Genomic DNA, 17,677 nt, shown 5'->3' with positions numbered 1-17,677 from the left:
CCGCCATGAGACACGCACGCATCGCCTACCAAGGCGCCCTCCACGCCGCCACCGATGCCGGCAATGGCATGATCCGCCTGGCCGACGGCCGCCTGCTGGCCGAAGACGCGGTGACCTGGCTGCCGCCGATCGAACCGCGCACCACCTTCACCCTGGCCATCAACTACGCCGACCACGCCAGGGAACTGGCGTTCAAGGCGCCGGCCGAACCGCTGGGCTTCCTGAAGGCGGCCAACACCTTCGTCGGCCATCGCGCGCAGACGCTGCGGCCGGCGGACGTGGGCTTCATGCACTATGAATGCGAGCTGGCAGTGGTGATCGGCAAGACCGCCCGCAACATCGCGCGCGAGCAGGCCTACGACTACGTGGCCGGCTATACCGTGGCCAACGACTACGCGCTGCGCGACTATCTGGAGAACTGGTATCGCCCCAACCTGCGCGTCAAGAGCCGCGACACCTGCACCCCGCTGGGGCCGTGGCTGGTGGACCGCGACGACGTGCCCGATCCGATGAACCTGGACCTGCGCACCACCGTCAACGGCGTCCAGACCCAGCGCGGCAACACCCGCGACATGGTGTTCGACATCCCCGCCCTGATCGCGTACTTCAGCGGCTTCATGACGCTGTCGCCCGGCGACCTGATCCTGACCGGCACCCCCGACGGCATCGTCAACGTGCAGCCGGGCGACGAAGTCGTGACCGAGATCGACGGCATCGGCCGGCTGGTCAACACGCTGGCGCCCTGCCCCACCTGATTTCCCTTGCCTGGATACCCTTCGCATGCTTGACACCACCACCGTGCGCGCGCTGGCCGCGCGCCTGCACGACGCTGAACGCAGCCGCCGGCAGATCCGCCAGATATCGCTGGAGCATCCCGACATCACCTTCGCCGATGCCTACGCCATCCAGCGCGCCTGGATGGACATCAAGCTGGGCGAGGGCCGCGTCAAGCGCGGCCACAAGATCGGCCTGACTTCGCGCGCCATGCAGTTGTCGTCGCAGATCGACGAACCCGATTTCGGCATGCTGCTGGACGACATGTTCTTCGAGGACGGCGGCGACATTCCCGCCGGCCGCTTCATCCTGCCGCGGCTGGAAGTGGAACTGGCCTTCGTGCTGGGCAAGCGCCTGCAAGGCCCGGACGTGACCCTGTTCCAGGTGTACGACGCGGTCGACTACGTGATCCCGGCGCTGGAGATCATCGACGCCCGCTCGCACGGCATCGACCCCGACAGCAAGCGCCCGCGCAAGGTGTTCGACACCATCGCCGACAACGCCGCCAATGCCGGCGTGGTGATGGGCGGGCGGCCGGTGAAGATCGGCGAGCTGGACCTGCGCTGGATCGGCGCGATCCTGTCGCGCAATGCGGTGGTCGAGGAGACCGGCGTGGCCGCCGGCGTCTTGAACCATCCCGCCAATGGCGTAGTATGGCTGGCGAACAAGCTGGCCGCGCATGAGGTGGCGCTGGAGGCGGGCGAGATCATCCTGTCGGGCTCCTTCACCCGTCCGGTGGCCGCGCGCCCCGGCGACACCTTCAACGTCGACTACGGCGTGCTCGGCTCCGTCAACTGCCACTTCATCTGACCTCAACGCGGCCCATGGATATCCTGACCAATCAGTTCAAACGCGCGCTGCGCGCCGGCACGCCCCAGATCGGCCTGTGGGCCGGCCTGGCCAGCGCCTATACCTCCGAGATCATCGCCGGCGCCGGCTTCGACTGGCTGCTGATCGACGGCGAGCACGCCCCCAACACGCTGCAAACCACGCTGGCGCAGCTGCAATCGGTGGCCGCCTATCCGGTGGCGCCGGTAGTGCGCCCGGCCTGGAACGATCCGGTACAGATCAAGCAGATCCTCGACACCGGCGCGCAGACGCTGCTGGTGCCGATGGTGCAGTCGGCCGAAGAGGCCGCGGCGGCGGTGGCCGCGGTGCGTTATCCGCCCGCCGGCATCCGTGGCGTGGGCAGCGCGCTGGCGCGCTCATCGCGCTGGAACCGCATCCCCAACTACCTGGAGCGCGCCAACGACGAGATGTGCGTGCTGGTGCAGATCGAAACCCCGCGCGGCGTGGATGCGCTGGAAGAAATCCTGGCCGTGGAGGGCGTCGACGGCGCCTTCATCGGCCCGGCCGACCTGTCGGCCAGCATGGGCTACCTGGGCCAGCCCGAGCACCCCGAGGTCGCCCGCACGATCGACGCGGCCATCGGCCGCATCGTCAAGTCGGGCAAGGCCGCCGGCATCCTGCATGGCGGCGTGGCCCAGGCCCGGCATTACCTGTCGCTGGGCGCGACGTTCGTGGCGGTGGGGGTGGACGCGGTGCTGCTGGCGCGCGCGGCCGAAAAGCTGGCGGGCGAATTCAAGGACATCAAGCCGGCTGGCCAGACCGGCGGACCGTACTGAAACCGGCCGGCGGAAACGACAACGGCGCCCGCGGGCGCCGTTCGGCTTCATCCGGGCAGCCGACGGCCGCGTCAGCCGGGGCCAGCCCACGGGGCAAGATCAGGAACGCCCGCCCAGGCTGCCGCCGCCATCCACGCCCAGCACCTGGCCGGTGATGAAGCCGGCGTCATCGGACAGCAGGAAGGCAATGGCCGCCGCCACTTCGGCCGGCGTGCCCAGGCGCTTCATGGGCACCGAGGCCAGGGCGCGCTTTTCGCCCTCGCTGCCTGCCGGGCGGGTGGCGCGGAACAATTCGGTTTCGATGGGTCCGGGCGCCACCGCGTTGGCGGTCACGCCATATTCGGCCAGTTCCAGCGCCCAGGTGCGGGTGCAGCCCACCAGCGCGCTCTTGGCGGCCGAATAGGCGGTGCGTTCCAGCCCGCCGTGGATGGCGCGGCTGCAGACGTTGACGATGCGGCCGGCGCGGCGCACCTTCATCGATTCGATGAAGGCCTGCGTCACCTGCACGGCGACGCGCACGTTCAGGTCCAGCACGTTGTACAGGGTGGCCAGGTCGATCTCGCCCAGCGGTTGCGGCGAGGCGATGCCGACGTTGTTGACGACCGCATCGACCGGGAATTTCTCGCGGATCTCGCGCAGCACTTCCTCGGTGCGGCCGGCGTCGGCCAGGTCACAGGCGTACAGGTAGCCGGGGAAATCGACATCGCTGGTATTGCGCGCGATACCGACCACATGACATCCCATGTCGGACAGCCGCTGAGTCAGGGCCCAGCCGATGCCTTTGGTGGCACCCGTGATGAGCACGCATTTGTCCTTCATGGATCGAGACCTCGTCGTTCGTTACTGGGCAAAAGCGGGCGCCTGCGCGCCCGCTCGTTCAAGTAGACACCATCCGGCGCCACCTGTCTTGTAAATTGCGTAGCAATTCTTGCATGCCGGACACCCGCCGCCCCGGGGAGACCGCGGCACGTCCCGGCAGAAAATCGGACGCCGCCAGGCCCACGGCCTGCCGCGGCCGGGAACGTGCCCGGCCAGGCCCGGCGGGATCAGGCGTCCCGCGTGACGGGCACGCGCGGCGCCAGGGCGCAGAGCAGCTCGTAGCCGATGGTGCCCGCCGCCAGCGCCACCTCGTCCACGGAAGGCCCCTCTTCGCCCCACAGCGAAACCGGTGCGCCGACGCCGGCCGCGGGAACCGGGTCCAGGTCGACGATCAGCATGTCCATGGAGACGCGTCCCACCAACCGGGTACGGATGCCGGCCACCACCGCGGGCGTGCCGGTGGCGGCATGGCGCGGATAGCCGTCGGCATAGCCGCAGGCGACGATGCCCACGCGCATGGCGCGGTCGGCCCGGAACAAGGCGCCGTAGCCGACCGAGTCGCCCGCCTTGAGTTCCTGCACCGCGATGATCTCGGAACGCAGCGACATGGCCGGTTTGAGGCCGAACGTGCTGGCCTCGGCGTCAGCGAAAGGCGAGGCGCCGTACAGGCAGATGCCCGGACGCACCCAGTGAGCCTGGGTCTCGGAGCCGACCGCCACGCCGGCAAAACGCAGGGTCGCCGCCGAGTTGCAAACGCTGATGGGGCCACTGCCGAGCCGATGCGTCACCGAATTGAACACGGCCATCTGCTCGGTGATGCCCTGGGGGCCATCGGCGCAGGCGAAATGGGTCATCCTGCCGACCGAGCCGACCACGCCCTGCTGTTGCAGCAACAGCGCGCGCTCGTAGGCGGCGGGATAGGCGGCCGGTGAAAAACCGAGCCGGTTCATGCCGCTATTGAGCTTGAGCATGATGTCGACCCGGCGCGACAGGCGGGCCCGGGCCAGCATGTCGAGCTGTTCGCGCTGGTGCACCGTGACGCTCAGGTGGTAGCGGTCGACGATTTCCAGATCGGACGGATTGAAGAAACCTTCGAGCAACAGGATCGGCCCGCCCCAACCGGCCTCGCGGCAACGCACGGCCTCGTCCAGGTCGAGCATGGCCAGGCCCTGGGCCTTGGAAAAGCCGGCCACGGCCTGTTCGATGCCGTGGCCATAGGCGTTGGCCTTGATCACTGCCCAGATCGACGGCGCCACGCCGGACGCGGCGGCGGCGGTCTGGTCGAGATGGCGGCGCACGGCGGCCAGGTTGTGGGCCAGGGCGGAAACGGAAACAGTGGCTGAAATCGGGCGGGGCATGATATGGGATCCTGTGGCGCTCAAGTCTAACTGATCGGCGTGCCTGCGGCGCGCGGCCGGGGATACGCGTGTACTCTAAAATGGGCCGGCTCCCCCCTGCGGCCCGACCGCAGGCAGAACGCAGGACCCGACCATGCCCATCGATCACTACGAGAATTTTCCTGTCGCCTCGCTGCTGCTGCCGCGCCGGCTGCGTGGCGCGGTGACCGATCTCTACCGGTTCGCCCGCGCCGCGGACGACATCGCCGACGAAGGCGCCGCCAGCGACCCGGAGCGGCTGGCCCAGTTGGCGGCGTTTCGCGCCGAACTGCACCGCATCGGCGCCGAACCGGGCGCCGTGCCCGCGCCCGGCGCGCCCGAACTGGCCGGCATTTTCGTGCCGCTGGCGGCCACCATCGCCCGCCATCAGCTGCCGATCACACCTTTCTACGACCTGCTGTCGGCCTTCGAACAGGACATCAGCGTCAAGCGCTACGACGACTACGCCACGCTGGCCGATTACTGCGCCCGCTCGGCCAACCCGGTCGGGCGGCTGATGCTGTGCCTGTTCCAGGCGGCCGATCCGCGCAACATGGAACAGTCGGATACCATCTGCACCGGGCTGCAATTGGTGAATTTCTGGCAGGATGTGCGGGTAGACTGGCACAAGCACCGCGTCTACCTGCCGCAGGAGGACCTGCGCCGCTTCGGCGTCTCGGAAGAAGACCTGGCGGCCGCGCGCCTGACCCCGGGCTGGCGCGCCCTGATGGCGTTCCAGGTGGAACGCACCCGCGCGCTGCTACACTTCGGCGCTCCACTGGCGCGCCGCCTGCCGGGCCGCATCGGCCTGGAGCTGCGCCTGGTGGTGCAAGGCGGGCTGCGCGTGCTGGAGCGGATCGAGGCGAGCGGCTACGATGTATTCATGAACCGACCCGAATTGGGCGCCAAGGACTGGGCCATCATGCTCTGGCGCTCCATCAAGTAAGCAAACGGCCCTGCCAACTATGACGCCTGACGAGTACTGCCAGGAGAAAGCCGCCAAAAGCGGTTCCAGCTTCTACTATTCCTTCCTGTTCCTGCCGCCCGAGCGGCGCCGCGCCATCACGGCGCTGTACGCCTATTGCCGCGAGGTCGACGACGTGGTCGACGAATGCTCCGACCCGTCGCTGGCGCGCATCAAGCTGGCCTGGTGGCGCACCCAGGTCGACCAGATGTTCGACGGCAAGCCCGACCATCCCGTGACGCGCGCGCTGCAGCCGCACCTGCAGAGCTGTGCGATCACCCGCGAGCGCCTGCTGGCGGTGGTCGACGGCATGGAAATGGACTTGGACCAGACCCGCTACCTGGACTGGCCCGGCCTGCGCAAGTACTGCTGGCACGCCGCCGGCGTGGTCGGCGAACTCTCGGCCGGCATCTTCGGCTACAACGATCCGGCCACCCTGGTGTACGCCGAGAAGCTCGGCCTGGCGTTCCAGATGACCAACATCATCCGCGACGTGGGCGACGACGCCCGCCGCGGCCGCATCTACATTCCGGTCAACGACATGCAGCAGTTCGAGGTCAAGGCCTCGGACATCCTGAATGGCGAGTATTCCGAGCGCTTCTCGGCCCTGATGAAGTTCCAGGCCGACCGCGCCCGCGAGCTGTACCGCGAGGCGATGCGCAGCCTGCCCGAGGCCGACCGGCGCGCGCAGCGTCCCGGCCTGATGATGGCGGCGATCTATCACGCGCTGCTCGACGAGATCGAGCGCGACAACTGGCAGGTGCTGCACCAGCGCATCTCGCTGACGCCGCTGCGCAAACTGTGGCTGGCATGGAAGACCTGGGTGGGCGGCGGGCGCGGGCTGGTCCGCCGGTTGGCACGGTGAAGGCGGCGGTCATCGGCGCTGGCTGGGCGGGTCTGGCGGCCAGCGTGGCCCTGCGCGAAGCCGGCGCCAAGGTCACCGTGTTCGAAGCCGGCCACACACCCGGCGGCCGCGCCCGCCGGGTGTTCCACGACGGCTTCGAGTCGCCGCTGGATAACGGCCAGCACCTGCTGAGCGGCGCCTACAGGCACACGCTGGCGCTGATGCGCCGGGTCGGCCGCAATCCTGATGCGCTGCTGATGCGCCGCCCGCTGCGGCTGGCCAGCCTGGACGGCCGCTTCCGGCTGGCGGCGCCGCGCCTGCCCGCGCCCCTGCACATGGCGGTGGCGATCCTGGGCGCGCGCGGCTTGTCATGGGCCGACCGCTTCGCTACGCTGCGCCTGATGCGCGGCCTGCGCGCCATGTCCTGGACGCCGCCGCGCGACTGGACCGTGCAGCAGCTGCTGCACTATCACGCGCAATCCGACGCCCTGATCCGCCAGCTCTGGGAACCGCTGTGCCTGGCCGCCCTGAACACGCCCGTGGCGCGCGCCAGCGCGGGGCTGTTTGCCCGTGTGTTGCGCGACAGCCTGGCCGGCCGCCGCGAAGACAGCGACCTGCTGCTGCCCTGCACCGACCTGTCGGCGCTATGGCCCGATGCCGCCGCGCGCCAGGTCACCATGCGCTATGGCAGCACGGTGCGCCAGTTGCAGCCGGCAGCGGACGGCATCGACATCAACCAGGAACGCTTCGACGCCGCCGTGCTGGCCGTGCCGCCGACCTTCGCCGCGCGGCTGCTGGAAGCGCCGCTGCGGGCCGCCGGCGCCACCGGCCTGCTGGACGCGCTGCGCGCCTTCGATTACCTGCCGATCGCCACGCTCAATCTGCGGCTGGCAGGCCCCTGGCGCCTGCCCGAACCGATGATGATGCTGCGCGAGGAACCCGCCCGTGGCCACGTCGGCCAATGGCTGTTCGACCGCGCGCAACTGGCCGGCGACGCCCTGGCCGGCGAACTGGCCGTCGTGGCCAGCGCGGCCACCACGCTGGCCGAGCGCAACCGGCGGCAGGCCATCGAGGCACTGATCGACCAGGTGGTCGAGCAGGCCGCCAGCCACCCGCAGCGGCTGCCGCCGATGCCGGACGTCGTCGCGGCGGAGTTGTTCATCGAGAAACGCGCCACCTTCGCGGCGGTGCCAGGCCTGACGCGGCCGCTCAACACCACGCCCTGGCCGACGCTGGCGTTGGCCGGCGACTGGACCGACACCGGTTATCCCGGGGTGCTGGAAGGCGCCGTGCGCAGCGGCCTGGAGGCGGCGCGGGTGCTGAACCCGCGCGCCGGCGACTGACAGCCCGCGCGCGGCGTTCCCGCCGGCCGCGATCGCCGCCGCGATTCAGCGCAGCAGGTTGGCGGTGGCCAGGCCCAGACCGGTCAGCAGCAGCGAACCGGTCAGGCTCAAGCCGGCGTAGCCCAGCGCGCCGGCGTAGGCGCCACGTTCGAGCATGGCAACGGTTTCGGCCGAGAAGGTCGAAAACGTGGTCAAGCCGCCCATGAAGCCGGTGATGACCCCGAGCCGCACCCAGGCCGGCCATTCCGGATGGCCTGCCACCAGCGCCAGCGCCAGCCCCACCAAATACCCGCCCGCCAGATTGACCGTCAGCGTGCCCCAGGGCCACGACTCGGTATTGAACCAGAGGCTGACGAGCCAGCGGGCCCACGCGCCAACCATGGCGCCCAGGCCCACGGCCAGGAAATGCAGGGGAATCAGGGTCTGGTAGACGGACATGGGTTCAGGGCGCGCGGTGCTGCTTGAGGCGGAAGGAAAAAACCAGCAGCAGTATGCCAAAGAACACGGCGTAGATGCCGATCACCCAGACCAGCGCCAGCGCGCCCGCGCCCGGCTGCATGACCAGCATGGCGCCGAACAGCACCGACACCAGCCCCGACAGCCCCAGGAACCATTCGTTGCGGATTTCCTTGCGGAAGCGGATCGCGGCGACGATCTGGAACACGCCGGCCACCAGCGCCCAGATGGCGATGATGTAGAGCAGGATCAGCGCCGTCAGGCCCGGCCACAGGAAGGTGACGATCCCGGCCGCCACGCCCAGCAGCCCGACGATGATCAGGGCCCACAAGGGCTTGCCCTGGTCGCGGATGCGAATGCCGGCGATCAGCGCCAGCACGCCGTCGGCCAGCGCGAACGCGCCCCACACCAGCACCAGCGCCGACAGGGTGATGGCCGGCATGAACATGGCCATCAGGCCGAACAGGATGGCGACGACGCCGCGCAACGCCACCCAACCCCAGTGACGACCGATCTGATCCACAACTTGCGAGTCAAGCATGACGACCTCCGGTAACACGTAACGGGTGGCCTATCTTATTTGATATTTCCCGTTCGCGGGCCACCGCCGCGAGGTCTCGTCAGACAGCGGCGGCGCCGGCCCGCGGCAGGGCCGGCGGCCACCCTCATTACTGCAGCTTGATCTGCGCCTGCTCGATGACCGACTTCCAGCGTTCGCGCTCGGCGCGGATCTGCGCGCCGAACTCGGCCGGCGAGTTGCCCAGCGGGAACGCGCCCGTCTCTTCCATCTTGGCCGCGGTGGCCGGATCGCGCACCGCCTTGGCAAAGGCCTGCGCCAGCTTGTCGCGCACATCCGCCGGCATGCCGGCCGGGCCCACCACGCCATACCAGGCAGTGACGTCGTAATCCTTGTAGCCCTGCTCGGCGAAGGTCGGCACGTCCGGCAGGCGCGGATTGCGCGTCTTGCCCGTGATGGCCAGCGCGCGCAGGTGGTTGCTCTTGATGTAGGGCAACGATGATGGGAAGTTGTCGAAAATCACCGGCACCACGCCGCCGACCGTATCGGTCAGGGCCGGGGCCGAGCCGCGGTACGAGATGCTGTTCATCTTGCCGCCAATGATCTGCAGGAACCAGATCATGCCCAGGTCGTTGACGCCGCCCGCGCCGGCATTGGCATAGCCATCCTTGCCCGGATTGGCGCGCACGTAGGTCACGAACTGCGCCAGGTCCCTGGCCGGGTATTGCGGGTTGACGCTGAGGATGTTGGGGCTGGTCACCAGGTTGCTGATGGGCGTGAAATCCTTGACCGGATCGTAGGCCAGCTTGGGAAACAGGTGCGGCGCCGTGCCGTGGGTGCTGACGGTGGCCAGGCCCACGGTATAGCCGTCCGGCTTGGCGCGCGCGGTCGCGGTCATGCCGATGGTGCCGGAGGCGCCGGTGCGGTTCTCCACCACGATCTGCTGCCCCAGGATCTCGCCGGCCTTGGCCGCGGCCAGGCGGCCGACGATGTCCGTGGGGCCGCCGGCCGGGAACGGCACGATCAGGGTGATGGGGTGGTCGGGAAACTCGGCGTGGGCCGCCGGCAGCATGGCGGCCAGCGCCAGCGCGGCGCAAGTCTTGCGGATCATGGGTGGATCTCCTGTGAGGATGGGCTCTGCTTGTTATCGGGAAAAACCGGGCGCGCCTGCGCTCTTGGCATCACGGCGCAGGATCCTGCCCGGGCGTCGCTGCCCGGGTACCGCCGGAAATACCGGGCAGCCATTGACCAGCACGTGCTCGATGCCGGCCGAGGCCAGCGTCGGCGCGTCCCAGGTGGCGCGGTCGCACACCGTGTCGGCATCGAACACCACCACGTCGGCCCAGGCGCCCACGGCCAACCGGCCACGATCGGCCAGGCCGAACACGCGCGCCGGCAACGCCGTCATCTTGGCCACCGCGGCCTCCAGCGTCAGCAGCTCGGCCTCGCGCACATACCGGCCCAGCACCCGCGTGAAGCTGCCCCACAGGCGCGGGTGCGGATGGACGTCATTGGGCAGGCCGTCGGAGCCGACCATGCAGCACGGGTGCTGGAAAATGCGGCGCACTTCGTTTTCGTCCATGGCGAAATAGATCGCGCCCGCCGGGCACAGTCGGCGCGCCGCCGTGACCGTGTCGCAACCCCAGCGCGCGGCGATCTCGGCCAGCGATTGGCCGCCGCATTCGGGATGCGGGGTCGACCAGGTGATGCGGATATCGTCGATCTGGTCGGCGCGCTCCGGGATCAGGATGGTGGAACTGCCCGGGTAGGGATAGATGTCCAGCGCCACCTCGACGCCTGCGGCGCGGGCGCGGTCGATGCTGCCCAGGGTGGCGGCGCTCTTGCCCCAGTTGGCTGGCATCATGCACTTGTGGTGCGACAGCACCGTGGCGCAACCGGTGCGGTGGCCGACCGCCAGCACTTCGTCGACGGCGGCCTCGACCGCATCGCCTTCATTGCGGATGTGGCTGGTATGCAGCGCATCATGCGCCGCCGCGACGCGCGCCAGGCCGTCCAGTTCGGCCGCTTCGGCGGCGCCGCCGGGCTGATAGGCCAGGCCCGTGCTGAAGCCGACCGCGCCGGCCTCCAGCGCCGCCGCCAACATGCGTTCCATCGCCTGCTGCTCCTGCGCGCTGGGCTGGGCCGCCGGCTCGCGCATCGCGGCCAGGCGCAGGTTGGCATGGCCCACCAGGGCGGCCACGTTGATCATCGGCCGCTGCGCTTGCAGCGTGTCGAAATACGTGGCCATGTCCGCGAACAAGGGGGAGTCGCCCAGCAAGGCCAGCGCGGCGGCGGTGTTGCCCGGTAGCGGCGCCGGCGCGCCGCTGATGCCGCAGTTGCCGACCACCACCGAAGTGATGCCCTGGCTGGTCTTCCATTCCAGGCCGGGCTTTTCCACGAACATCAGGTCATCGTGGCCGTGGGTGTCGATGAAACCGGGCGCGACGATCTTGCCGCCGACATCCAGGCGCCGGCCGGCCGCCCTGGCCGACAGATCGCCGATGGCGGCGATGCGCTCGCCACGGATGCCGATGTCGGCGCGGCAGCGCGCGGCGCCCGTCCCGTCGATCACCCAGCCGCCTTCGATAACCAGATCCAGATTTTCCTGCATGCAACTTCCGCCTCGATGAGGCCGGGCTTTGGCCCCGGCCGCTTGCGGGCCATCCATGGACGGCCCCGCTGCCTGATGAAGCCCCTAGTATCGTCCGCGGGATCAATCTGGAAAAATTGTTTTTATTGATCTATCTATCGGTATTTGAAATGTATCGCCTGCCCAAGCACGTCACGCTCAAGCACCTGACCGCCTTCGTCGCGGTGGCGCAGGAGTCCAGCTTCACGCATGCGGCCAAGCGCCTGTTCCAGACCCAGTCGTCGGTGACCAGCCTGGTGCGTCAGCTGGAAGACGCGCTGGCCACGCAACTGTTCGCGCGCACCAGCCGGCGCGTGCTGCTGACCGCGGCGGGCGAGGAATTCCTGCCGCGCGTGATGCGCCTGCTGGCCGATTTCGATGGCGCGATCGAAGACGTGGTGCGCTTCGGCGCGCTGGAACGCGGCCGTGTCGGCGTGGCCGCGGCGCCCTCGGCCATCACCCAGCTGATCGCGCCGGCGGCGGCCGTATTCGCCGCGCAGTATCCCGCCATCCGCCTGTACCTGAGCGATGACAACTCCGGCCGCATCCAGCGCAAGGTGGCTACGCGCGAGGTCGATTTCGGGCTGACCAGCCGCTGGGCCGACGCTCCCGGCCTGCAATTCGACGCGCTGCTGGAGGACCGCTTCGGCGTGCTGTACCGACGCGATGACACCCGTCTGCGGCCGGGCCGCGACGGCGCCATGCGTTGGTCCGACCTGGCGGGCCGCAAGCTGGTGGGGGTAGTGGACGAGACCGGCATCATGGCGCTGCTGCGGGCCCGGGCCGATCTGCCGATCGAGGCCGCCGCGCCTTTCTATGAAGCCTCCAGCACCACCTCGCAGGCGGCGCTGGTGAAGGCCGGCATGGGTGTGGCGCTGCTGCCCGCGCTGGCGGCGCAGCGGGTGCTGGAACCCGGGCTGGACTACGCGCTGCTGGCGCGGCCGACCGTGGTGCGCACCCTGTGCATCATCCGCCACAAGGAATACGCGCCGAGCCCGGCCGCCGCCGCATTGATGCTCGCGATTCGCGACTATCTGCGTGAGGCGGCGCTGCCGGCCGGCTGCAAGCTGGCGGCGGGCGCGATGCGCCGGCGCGCCTGAGGCGGATCGGCATCCGCGCGGCGATGCGGGCGGGCATCGCGCCCCGGACGACGGGCGCCGCTCAGGCGCGCAGCTTCTCGTCCAGCGCCGTCAGGCCGGCGGCGAACACGCCCTGCCCGACCGCCGTCGCCACCGCCTGCAGATCGGTGCCGTCCTCGACGCGGAAATCGGCCCACCATTCGACCAGCGTGGCGCCGCTCTCGGTGACGGCGCGCAGCGTCACGCCAGCAACGTAGTCGCGCATCGGCAGGTCGGTTTCGATGATGGAATAGCGCAGCGCGGTGCCGGGGTCGTCCAGCATCAGCAACTGCTCGCGCACGAAGCCCGAAGGCTTGAGCGTCAGGTACCGTACCGAGCCGACCGCGTCGTGGCGGCCGCCTTCCTCCAGGCGGCTTTGCGCGATGCCGGGATGCCAGCCCGCCAGGCCGTTGAAATCACGAAACAGCGGCCAGACCTTGGCCAGCGGCGCCTGGACGATGGCGCTGGTGTAGACGGTATGCGGCATGCGGACTCCCTCTCAGAAGGTCAGTTGCTTGAACTCGCGGGTGGCTGCGGTCAGCGCCTGTTCGGTGGGCAGGCGTTCCATCGAGCTGGCGCCGTAGAAGCCATGGCAATGCTGGCAATGGCGCAGGATGTGGGCGGCGTCCGCGGGCGTGGCGATGGGGCCGCCGTGGCACAGCACGATCACGTCCGGACGCACGGCCAGCGCGGCCGCCGCGATGCGGTCGATGGCGGCGACACAGTCATCCAGCGTCAGGGCGGTCTCGGCGCCGATCGAGCCGCCCGTGGTCAGGCCCATGTGGGCCACGATGATGTCGGCGCCGGCCCGCGTCATGGCCACGGCATCGTCCTCGTTGAACACGTAGGGCGTGGTCAGCATGCCTTTTTCATGGGCCAGGCGGATCATGTCCACTTCCAGCGCATACCCCATGCCGGTCTCTTCCAGGTTGGCGCGGAAGGTGCCGTCGATCAGGCCCACGGTGGGAAAGTTCTGCACGCCGGCGAAACCCTGGCGCTTGAGGTCGTCCAGGAACACGTCGAAGTCGCAGAACGGATCAGTGCCGTTGACCCCGGCCAGCACCGGCGTGCGCTTGACCACGGGCAGCACCTCGCGGCCCATGTCGACCACGATCTCGTTGGCGTTGCCGTAGGCCAGCAGGCCAGCCAGCGAGCCGCGCCCGGCCATGCGGTAACGCCCCGAGTTGTAGATCACGATCAGGTCGATGCCGCCCGCTTCCTCGCACTTGGCCGACAGTCCGGTGCCGGCGCCGCCGCCCACGATGGGGGTGCGGTCGCGCACCATGGCGCGGAACTTGTCCAGGAGTTGGTTGCGGTCAAAGCGCGGCATGGCGGCAATCCTCAGTGTGTGGCGATGTCGAGAAACTGTTCGACCGCGGCGCGGGCGAACAACGGGTCGTTGATGTGGCACGGCACGCGCACCAGGCGGCGATCGGCGGTCTGCTCCAGATGGGTTTCAAGCGCCTCGAACAGCGCGGCATCGGCCGCGGGATCCCAGAACGCCTGGCCGGGCGCGTCCAGCGCCGACACGCCGCCTTCGGGAATCAGGAAGCGCACCGGCCCGTCGCAGCGGTTGAGCCGTTCGGCGATCCATTCGCCCTGGCGGCGGTTTTCTTCCGCGGTGGTGCGCATCAGCGTGACCTGCGGGTTGTGGGGGTAGAACGTGCGGCCGCGATAGCGTTCGGGCACGCTGTCCATGGCGCCGAAATTGACCATGTCGAGCGCGCCGCAGGAGCCGACATACGGGGCGCGGGTACGGGCCACGGCGCCGAAGCGGTCCTCGGTGCAGGCCAGCACGCCGCCGAACAGGAAATCGCAGACCTCGGTGGTGGTCAGGTCCAGCACGCCGGACAGCAGATGGCTGTCGAGCAGCTTTTCCATCGACTGGCCGCCGGTCCCGGTAGCGTGGAACACCAGGCAGTCATAGCGCGATTCGAGCAGCGGCGTGACCTGCTGCACGCAGGCGGTGGTGACGCCGAACATGGTGATGCCCACGGCCGGCTGGCTGTCATCGCCCCCCTTGTCGCCAGCCTGGCGGAAGGCGCCGCCGATGGCGCCGGCGGCGTTGGCCAGTACCCGGCGCGAAATGCGGTTCAGGCCGGCCACGTCGGTCACGGAATACATCATGGCGATGTCCGACGGCCCGACATAGGGCGCGACGTTGCCGGATGCCATGGTCGAGACCATCAGCTTGGGCACGCCGATGGGCAGCGCGCGCATGGCCGGGGTGATCAGCGCGGTGCCGCCCGAACCGCCCAGGCCGAGCAAGGCGCCGATGTCGGGGTTGGCGGCGGCATAGCGTTCGAACGCCAGCGCCATGGCGGCGATGGCGCTGCCGCGGTCGCCGGTGAACACGGCCTGCTCGCCCTGCGGGTGGCTGCGGGCCACGTCACGGGCCTGCACCCGCGCCGCGCTGGCGGCCCCGGTGGTGGACACGTCGACCGAGACCACGTCCAGGCCATCGCGCTTGAGCAGATCGACCACGTATTCGGCCTCGTGGCCCTTGGTGTCGTAAGTGGCGGCCACGTAAACCCGCCGGTTCGAATGCGTCATGACTCCTCCGCGGGCGGCTACACTCGGTGCGCGCCTCGATATGTGTTCCGGGGCGCGAGCCCCTGTAGAATCAAGAAATGAGACGAAAGAATCATACTGAGACACCTGTCTCACGTCAAACCCGCGACGCCCCGCGCAACCGGCCGCCCACGCGCCTGATCGCGCCCGCCAGCCGCCAGGCCGCCGCCAGCGGCGAGCCTCCGCATGGGCCGCGCGCGCGCATGCGCAAGATCCTGCTGGATACCGCGCAGCGCCTGATGGCGCAGGGCATCACGCCCTCGGTGGCAGAACTGGCCGGCCATGCCCAGGTGTCACGCGCCACCGCCTACCGTTACTTCCCCAGCCAGAGCGCGCTGATCGCGGCCGTGGTCGACGAGAGCCTGGGTCCGATCCTGGCCTGGGACTCGGCCGCGCCAGACGCCGCCACCCGGGTCGACGAACTGCTGCGCTTTGCCTATCCGCGCCTGGAGGCGCATGAGGCGCCGCTGCGCGCGGCCATCCAGGTGTCGCTGCAGCAGCATGCCGAAGCCAGCGCAGGCCGCGCCGGCAACGAGCCGCGGCTGGTGCGCGGCCATCGCGTCGACATCCTCAAGCGCGCCATCGCGCCGCTGGCGGACACGCTGCCGCCGGCACAGCGGGAACGCGTGGCGCAGGCGCTGTCGCTGGTCTACGGCACCGAGGTATTCCTGGTGCTCAAGGACATCTGGGGCCTGGAGCTGCCGGCGGTCACCGAAGTGGCGCGCTGGACGGCCCAGGCCATCATCCGCCAGGCCCTGGCCGAGGCCGCCGAAACGCCGGCTCCCGCGCGCGGCAAGCGCTAGGCCCCGCGCGGCCGCCGGCCGCCGACTGTAATTCCCACGTCACTCACGCCAAGCATAGTGCGGGCCTTCGCGGCGCCGCGCTTTGCGGGCCGCCATGACACTGGAGTTTGGAATGCAGTTCGAAGCAACCCGCCTGCGGCGGGCCATGATGCCCTTGTCGCTGGCTTGCGTCACCCTGTTGAGCGCCTGCGGCGGCAGCGATGACGAGGACGACACGGCCGCGCCACCAGCCGTGACCGAGCCGTCGCCCCCCGTGAAGACCGGCGCCTGGAGCGCCGGCGACCTGCACGTGCACACGATCCAGTCCGATGACGCCCAGACCACGCTGGAAAGCGTGCTGGATCAGGCCTTCGATCGCTACAAGCTGGATTGGGCCGCGCTTTCGAACCACCTGCGCATGTCCGCGCGTGACAACACCGGCGCCAACATCCCCGGCGGCTCGATCCCGTTCTCGGCCGGCATGGCGCGCTATGAAGTGCCGTTCATCAAGCAGGCCCAGGCCGTCGGCCGCTATGCCGGCAAGATCATCTTCTCGTCGTTCGAATGGGACATGCCCACGCACGACCACGTCAATATCGGCATCGGCACCCACGACCCGCTGTCGGAGAAGTCGCTACGCGCCGTGGCGGAGTTCGAATACCTGTACACCAACAAGGCCGACAACCTGTTCGACGCGCAGCTGGTGGCCGACCTGGCCGGCCAGCCGCGCGCCTACACCACCCATGCCGATTCGCTGACGGCGCTGCGCTGGCTGCGCGACCAGCATCCCGACAGCTACATGCTGCTGAACCACCCGTCGCGCTACGCCGGCAAGTACACCATCGGCCAGTTGCGCGAAATGCATGACCTGGCGCCGTCGATCTTCTTCGCCATCGAAGGCATGGTCGGCAACCAGATGGAGCCCGACCGCGGCGGCTATGCCGAGGCCTACACGGCCGACAAGCTGCCCAACCGCACCTACGGCGGCGTCGATTACCTGGTGGCCAAGCTCGGCGGCACCTGGGATGCGCTGCTGGGCGAAGGCCGCCATATCTGGACCGTGGCCGATTCGGATTTCCACTTCCGCATCAATGGCACCGGCCAGTACAGCAGCGGCTACGCGCCCGGCGAATACGCCAAGACCTATGTCTGGAAGGATGGCAAGGACATGGCGGCGGTGGTCGCGGGCCTCAAGAGCGGCCGCATGTTCGGCGTTTTCGGCGACCTGATCGACGCGCTCGAATTCCAGGCGCAGGGCGCCTCGGGCACCGCGCATATGGGCGGCGAACTGGTAGCGGCCAAGGGCGAACAAGTGGAAGTGACTATCCGCTTCCACAGCCCCGACAGCAACCACTACGAGTACCCGATCGAGAGCGGCAACCCCACCTACGTCAAGCCGACCGTGCACCATGTCGACCTGATCGTCGGCGACGTCGGCCCGCGCGCGGCCGTCGGCACGCCGGACTACGACAACGCCACCCATCCCAGCACCCGGGTGCTGGGCCGCTATACGAGCAAGGACTGGACCGTGGACGCGGACGGCTACAACGTCATCAAGGTCAAGCTGAGCGCCGACAAGAGCCAATACCTGCGCCTGCGCGGCACCAACCTGGCGCCGGACGTGGCCGGCGAGACCGCCGACGGCGAACCCCTGCCCGACGCCAAGGTCGACCTGGCCGACAACACGGCGCGCTTTAACGCCATCAACGCGCGCAACTACAACGACCTGTGGTTCTACTCGAACCCGGTGTTCGTGACGGTCAAGCAGTAACACGAAGCGCCCCCGCGCGGACTAGGTAAAAAGCCCCGCAGGCCATTGCCTGCGGGGCTCTCTTTGCACGCTGCGGGAGGGACGGCGC

At 69.2% G+C, this 17,677-nt stretch carries 18 protein-coding genes; 9 read left to right on the top strand and 9 right to left on the bottom strand.

Annotation, left to right across the window (positions count from 1 at the left end; translation table 11 throughout):
* Positions 1-5: 5 nt before the first annotated feature.
* The 3 genes from K2W61_RS18535 to hpaI are packed head-to-tail and all read left to right on the top strand — an operon-like array spanning position 6 to position 2,399.
* Positions 6-755, top strand: a complete 750-nt coding sequence (locus tag K2W61_RS18535; RefSeq protein WP_175133950.1) for a fumarylacetoacetate hydrolase family protein — start codon at positions 6-8, stop codon at positions 753-755.
* Between the two features lie 25 nt (positions 756-780).
* The gene (gene hpaH, locus K2W61_RS18530; protein ID WP_236756288.1) at positions 781-1,584 is read left to right on the top strand and encodes a 2-oxo-hept-4-ene-1,7-dioate hydratase; all 804 of its coding nucleotides are present in this window, start codon (positions 781-783) and stop codon (positions 1,582-1,584) included.
* 14 nt (positions 1,585-1,598) lie between these two features.
* Complete coding sequence (gene hpaI / locus K2W61_RS18525) at positions 1,599-2,399, top strand: 4-hydroxy-2-oxoheptanedioate aldolase (protein ID WP_175133948.1); 801 nt, start codon at positions 1,599-1,601, stop codon at positions 2,397-2,399.
* A gap of 99 nt (positions 2,400-2,498) precedes the next feature.
* On the opposite strand, the gene K2W61_RS18520 is transcribed toward hpaI, so the two are convergent.
* Positions 2,499-3,218, bottom strand: coding sequence for an SDR family oxidoreductase (locus K2W61_RS18520; RefSeq protein WP_175133947.1), 720 nt, complete (start codon positions 3,216-3,218; stop codon positions 2,499-2,501).
* 227 nt (positions 3,219-3,445) lie between these two features.
* Positions 3,446-4,576, bottom strand: a complete 1,131-nt coding sequence (gene alr, locus K2W61_RS18515; RefSeq protein ID WP_175133946.1) for an alanine racemase — start codon at positions 4,574-4,576, stop codon at positions 3,446-3,448.
* 133 nt (positions 4,577-4,709) lie between these two features.
* Here alr and hpnC point away from each other — a divergent pair, with 133 nt between their 5' ends.
* Genes hpnC through hpnE form a run of 3 tightly spaced genes read left to right on the top strand, consistent with a single transcriptional unit; the run spans position 4,710 to position 7,745 of the window.
* Positions 4,710-5,540 carry a squalene synthase HpnC gene (gene hpnC / locus K2W61_RS18510; protein ID WP_236756286.1) on the top strand — a complete coding sequence of 277 codons (831 nt, stop codon included), beginning with the start codon at positions 4,710-4,712 and terminating at the stop codon, positions 5,538-5,540.
* 19 nt (positions 5,541-5,559) lie between these two features.
* Entirely contained in the window at positions 5,560-6,423 is an 864-nt protein-coding gene (gene hpnD, locus K2W61_RS18505; protein WP_175133944.1) for a presqualene diphosphate synthase HpnD, read from the top strand.
* A complete protein-coding gene (gene hpnE, locus K2W61_RS18500) occupies positions 6,420-7,745 on the top strand; it encodes a hydroxysqualene dehydroxylase HpnE (protein WP_236757027.1) in 1,326 nt (441 codons plus the stop codon). Before hpnD ends, hpnE begins: the two co-directional genes overlap by 4 nt.
* Before the next feature lie 45 nt (positions 7,746-7,790).
* Here the strand turns inward: hpnE and crcB are convergent, their stop codons facing one another.
* The 4 genes from crcB to K2W61_RS18480 all read right to left on the bottom strand — a co-directional run bounded on the left by crcB (position 7,791) and on the right by K2W61_RS18480 (position 11,329).
* Complete coding sequence (crcB, locus tag K2W61_RS18495) at positions 7,791-8,183, bottom strand: fluoride efflux transporter CrcB (RefSeq protein ID WP_175133943.1); 393 nt, start codon at positions 8,181-8,183, stop codon at positions 7,791-7,793.
* Positions 8,184-8,187: 4 nt separating this feature from the next.
* Complete coding sequence (locus K2W61_RS18490) at positions 8,188-8,742, bottom strand: HdeD family acid-resistance protein (protein WP_175140593.1); 555 nt, start codon at positions 8,740-8,742, stop codon at positions 8,188-8,190.
* Positions 8,743-8,869: 127 nt separating this feature from the next.
* Positions 8,870-9,829, bottom strand: a complete 960-nt coding sequence (locus tag K2W61_RS18485; protein WP_175140592.1) for a tripartite tricarboxylate transporter substrate binding protein BugE — start codon at positions 9,827-9,829, stop codon at positions 8,870-8,872.
* Between the two features lie 33 nt (positions 9,830-9,862).
* The gene (locus K2W61_RS18480; RefSeq protein ID WP_236756284.1) at positions 9,863-11,329 is read right to left on the bottom strand and encodes an N-acyl-D-glutamate deacylase; all 1,467 of its coding nucleotides are present in this window, start codon (positions 11,327-11,329) and stop codon (positions 9,863-9,865) included.
* Between the two features lie 149 nt (positions 11,330-11,478).
* On the opposite strand from K2W61_RS18480, the gene K2W61_RS18475 reads away from it, so the two are divergent.
* A complete protein-coding gene (locus K2W61_RS18475) occupies positions 11,479-12,447 on the top strand; it encodes a LysR family transcriptional regulator (protein WP_175133939.1) in 969 nt (322 codons plus the stop codon).
* A gap of 61 nt (positions 12,448-12,508) precedes the next feature.
* On the opposite strand, the gene K2W61_RS18470 is transcribed toward K2W61_RS18475, so the two are convergent.
* Genes K2W61_RS18470 through K2W61_RS18460 form a run of 3 tightly spaced genes read right to left on the bottom strand, consistent with a single transcriptional unit; the run spans position 12,509 to position 15,018 of the window.
* Entirely contained in the window at positions 12,509-12,952 is a 444-nt protein-coding gene (locus K2W61_RS18470; RefSeq protein WP_175133938.1) for an SRPBCC family protein, read from the bottom strand.
* 12 nt (positions 12,953-12,964) lie between these two features.
* On the bottom strand, positions 12,965-13,795 hold the full coding sequence (locus K2W61_RS18465; RefSeq protein ID WP_175133937.1) for a phosphoenolpyruvate hydrolase family protein: 831 nt from the start codon (positions 13,793-13,795) through the stop codon (positions 12,965-12,967).
* Between the two features lie 11 nt (positions 13,796-13,806).
* The gene (locus K2W61_RS18460; RefSeq protein WP_175133936.1) at positions 13,807-15,018 is read right to left on the bottom strand and encodes a Tm-1-like ATP-binding domain-containing protein; all 1,212 of its coding nucleotides are present in this window, start codon (positions 15,016-15,018) and stop codon (positions 13,807-13,809) included.
* A gap of 155 nt (positions 15,019-15,173) precedes the next feature.
* Between K2W61_RS18460 and K2W61_RS18455 the strand changes: the two genes are divergently transcribed.
* Together K2W61_RS18455 and K2W61_RS18450 are read left to right on the top strand one after the other, a co-directional pair.
* A complete protein-coding gene (locus K2W61_RS18455) occupies positions 15,174-15,839 on the top strand; it encodes a TetR/AcrR family transcriptional regulator (protein ID WP_236757022.1) in 666 nt (221 codons plus the stop codon).
* Between the two features lie 112 nt (positions 15,840-15,951).
* Positions 15,952-17,589 carry a CehA/McbA family metallohydrolase domain-containing protein gene (locus K2W61_RS18450; protein WP_236756282.1) on the top strand — a complete coding sequence of 546 codons (1,638 nt, stop codon included), beginning with the start codon at positions 15,952-15,954 and terminating at the stop codon, positions 17,587-17,589.
* The last annotated feature ends 88 nt before the right edge of the window (positions 17,590-17,677 follow it).

The sequence above is a fragment of the Achromobacter pulmonis genome, from assembly GCF_021733725.1.
Lineage (GTDB): Bacteria > Pseudomonadota > Gammaproteobacteria > Burkholderiales > Burkholderiaceae_B > Achromobacter > Achromobacter pulmonis.
The sequence above is the reverse complement of the archived record's forward strand: the minus strand, read 5'-3'. Positions and strand labels throughout refer to the sequence as shown.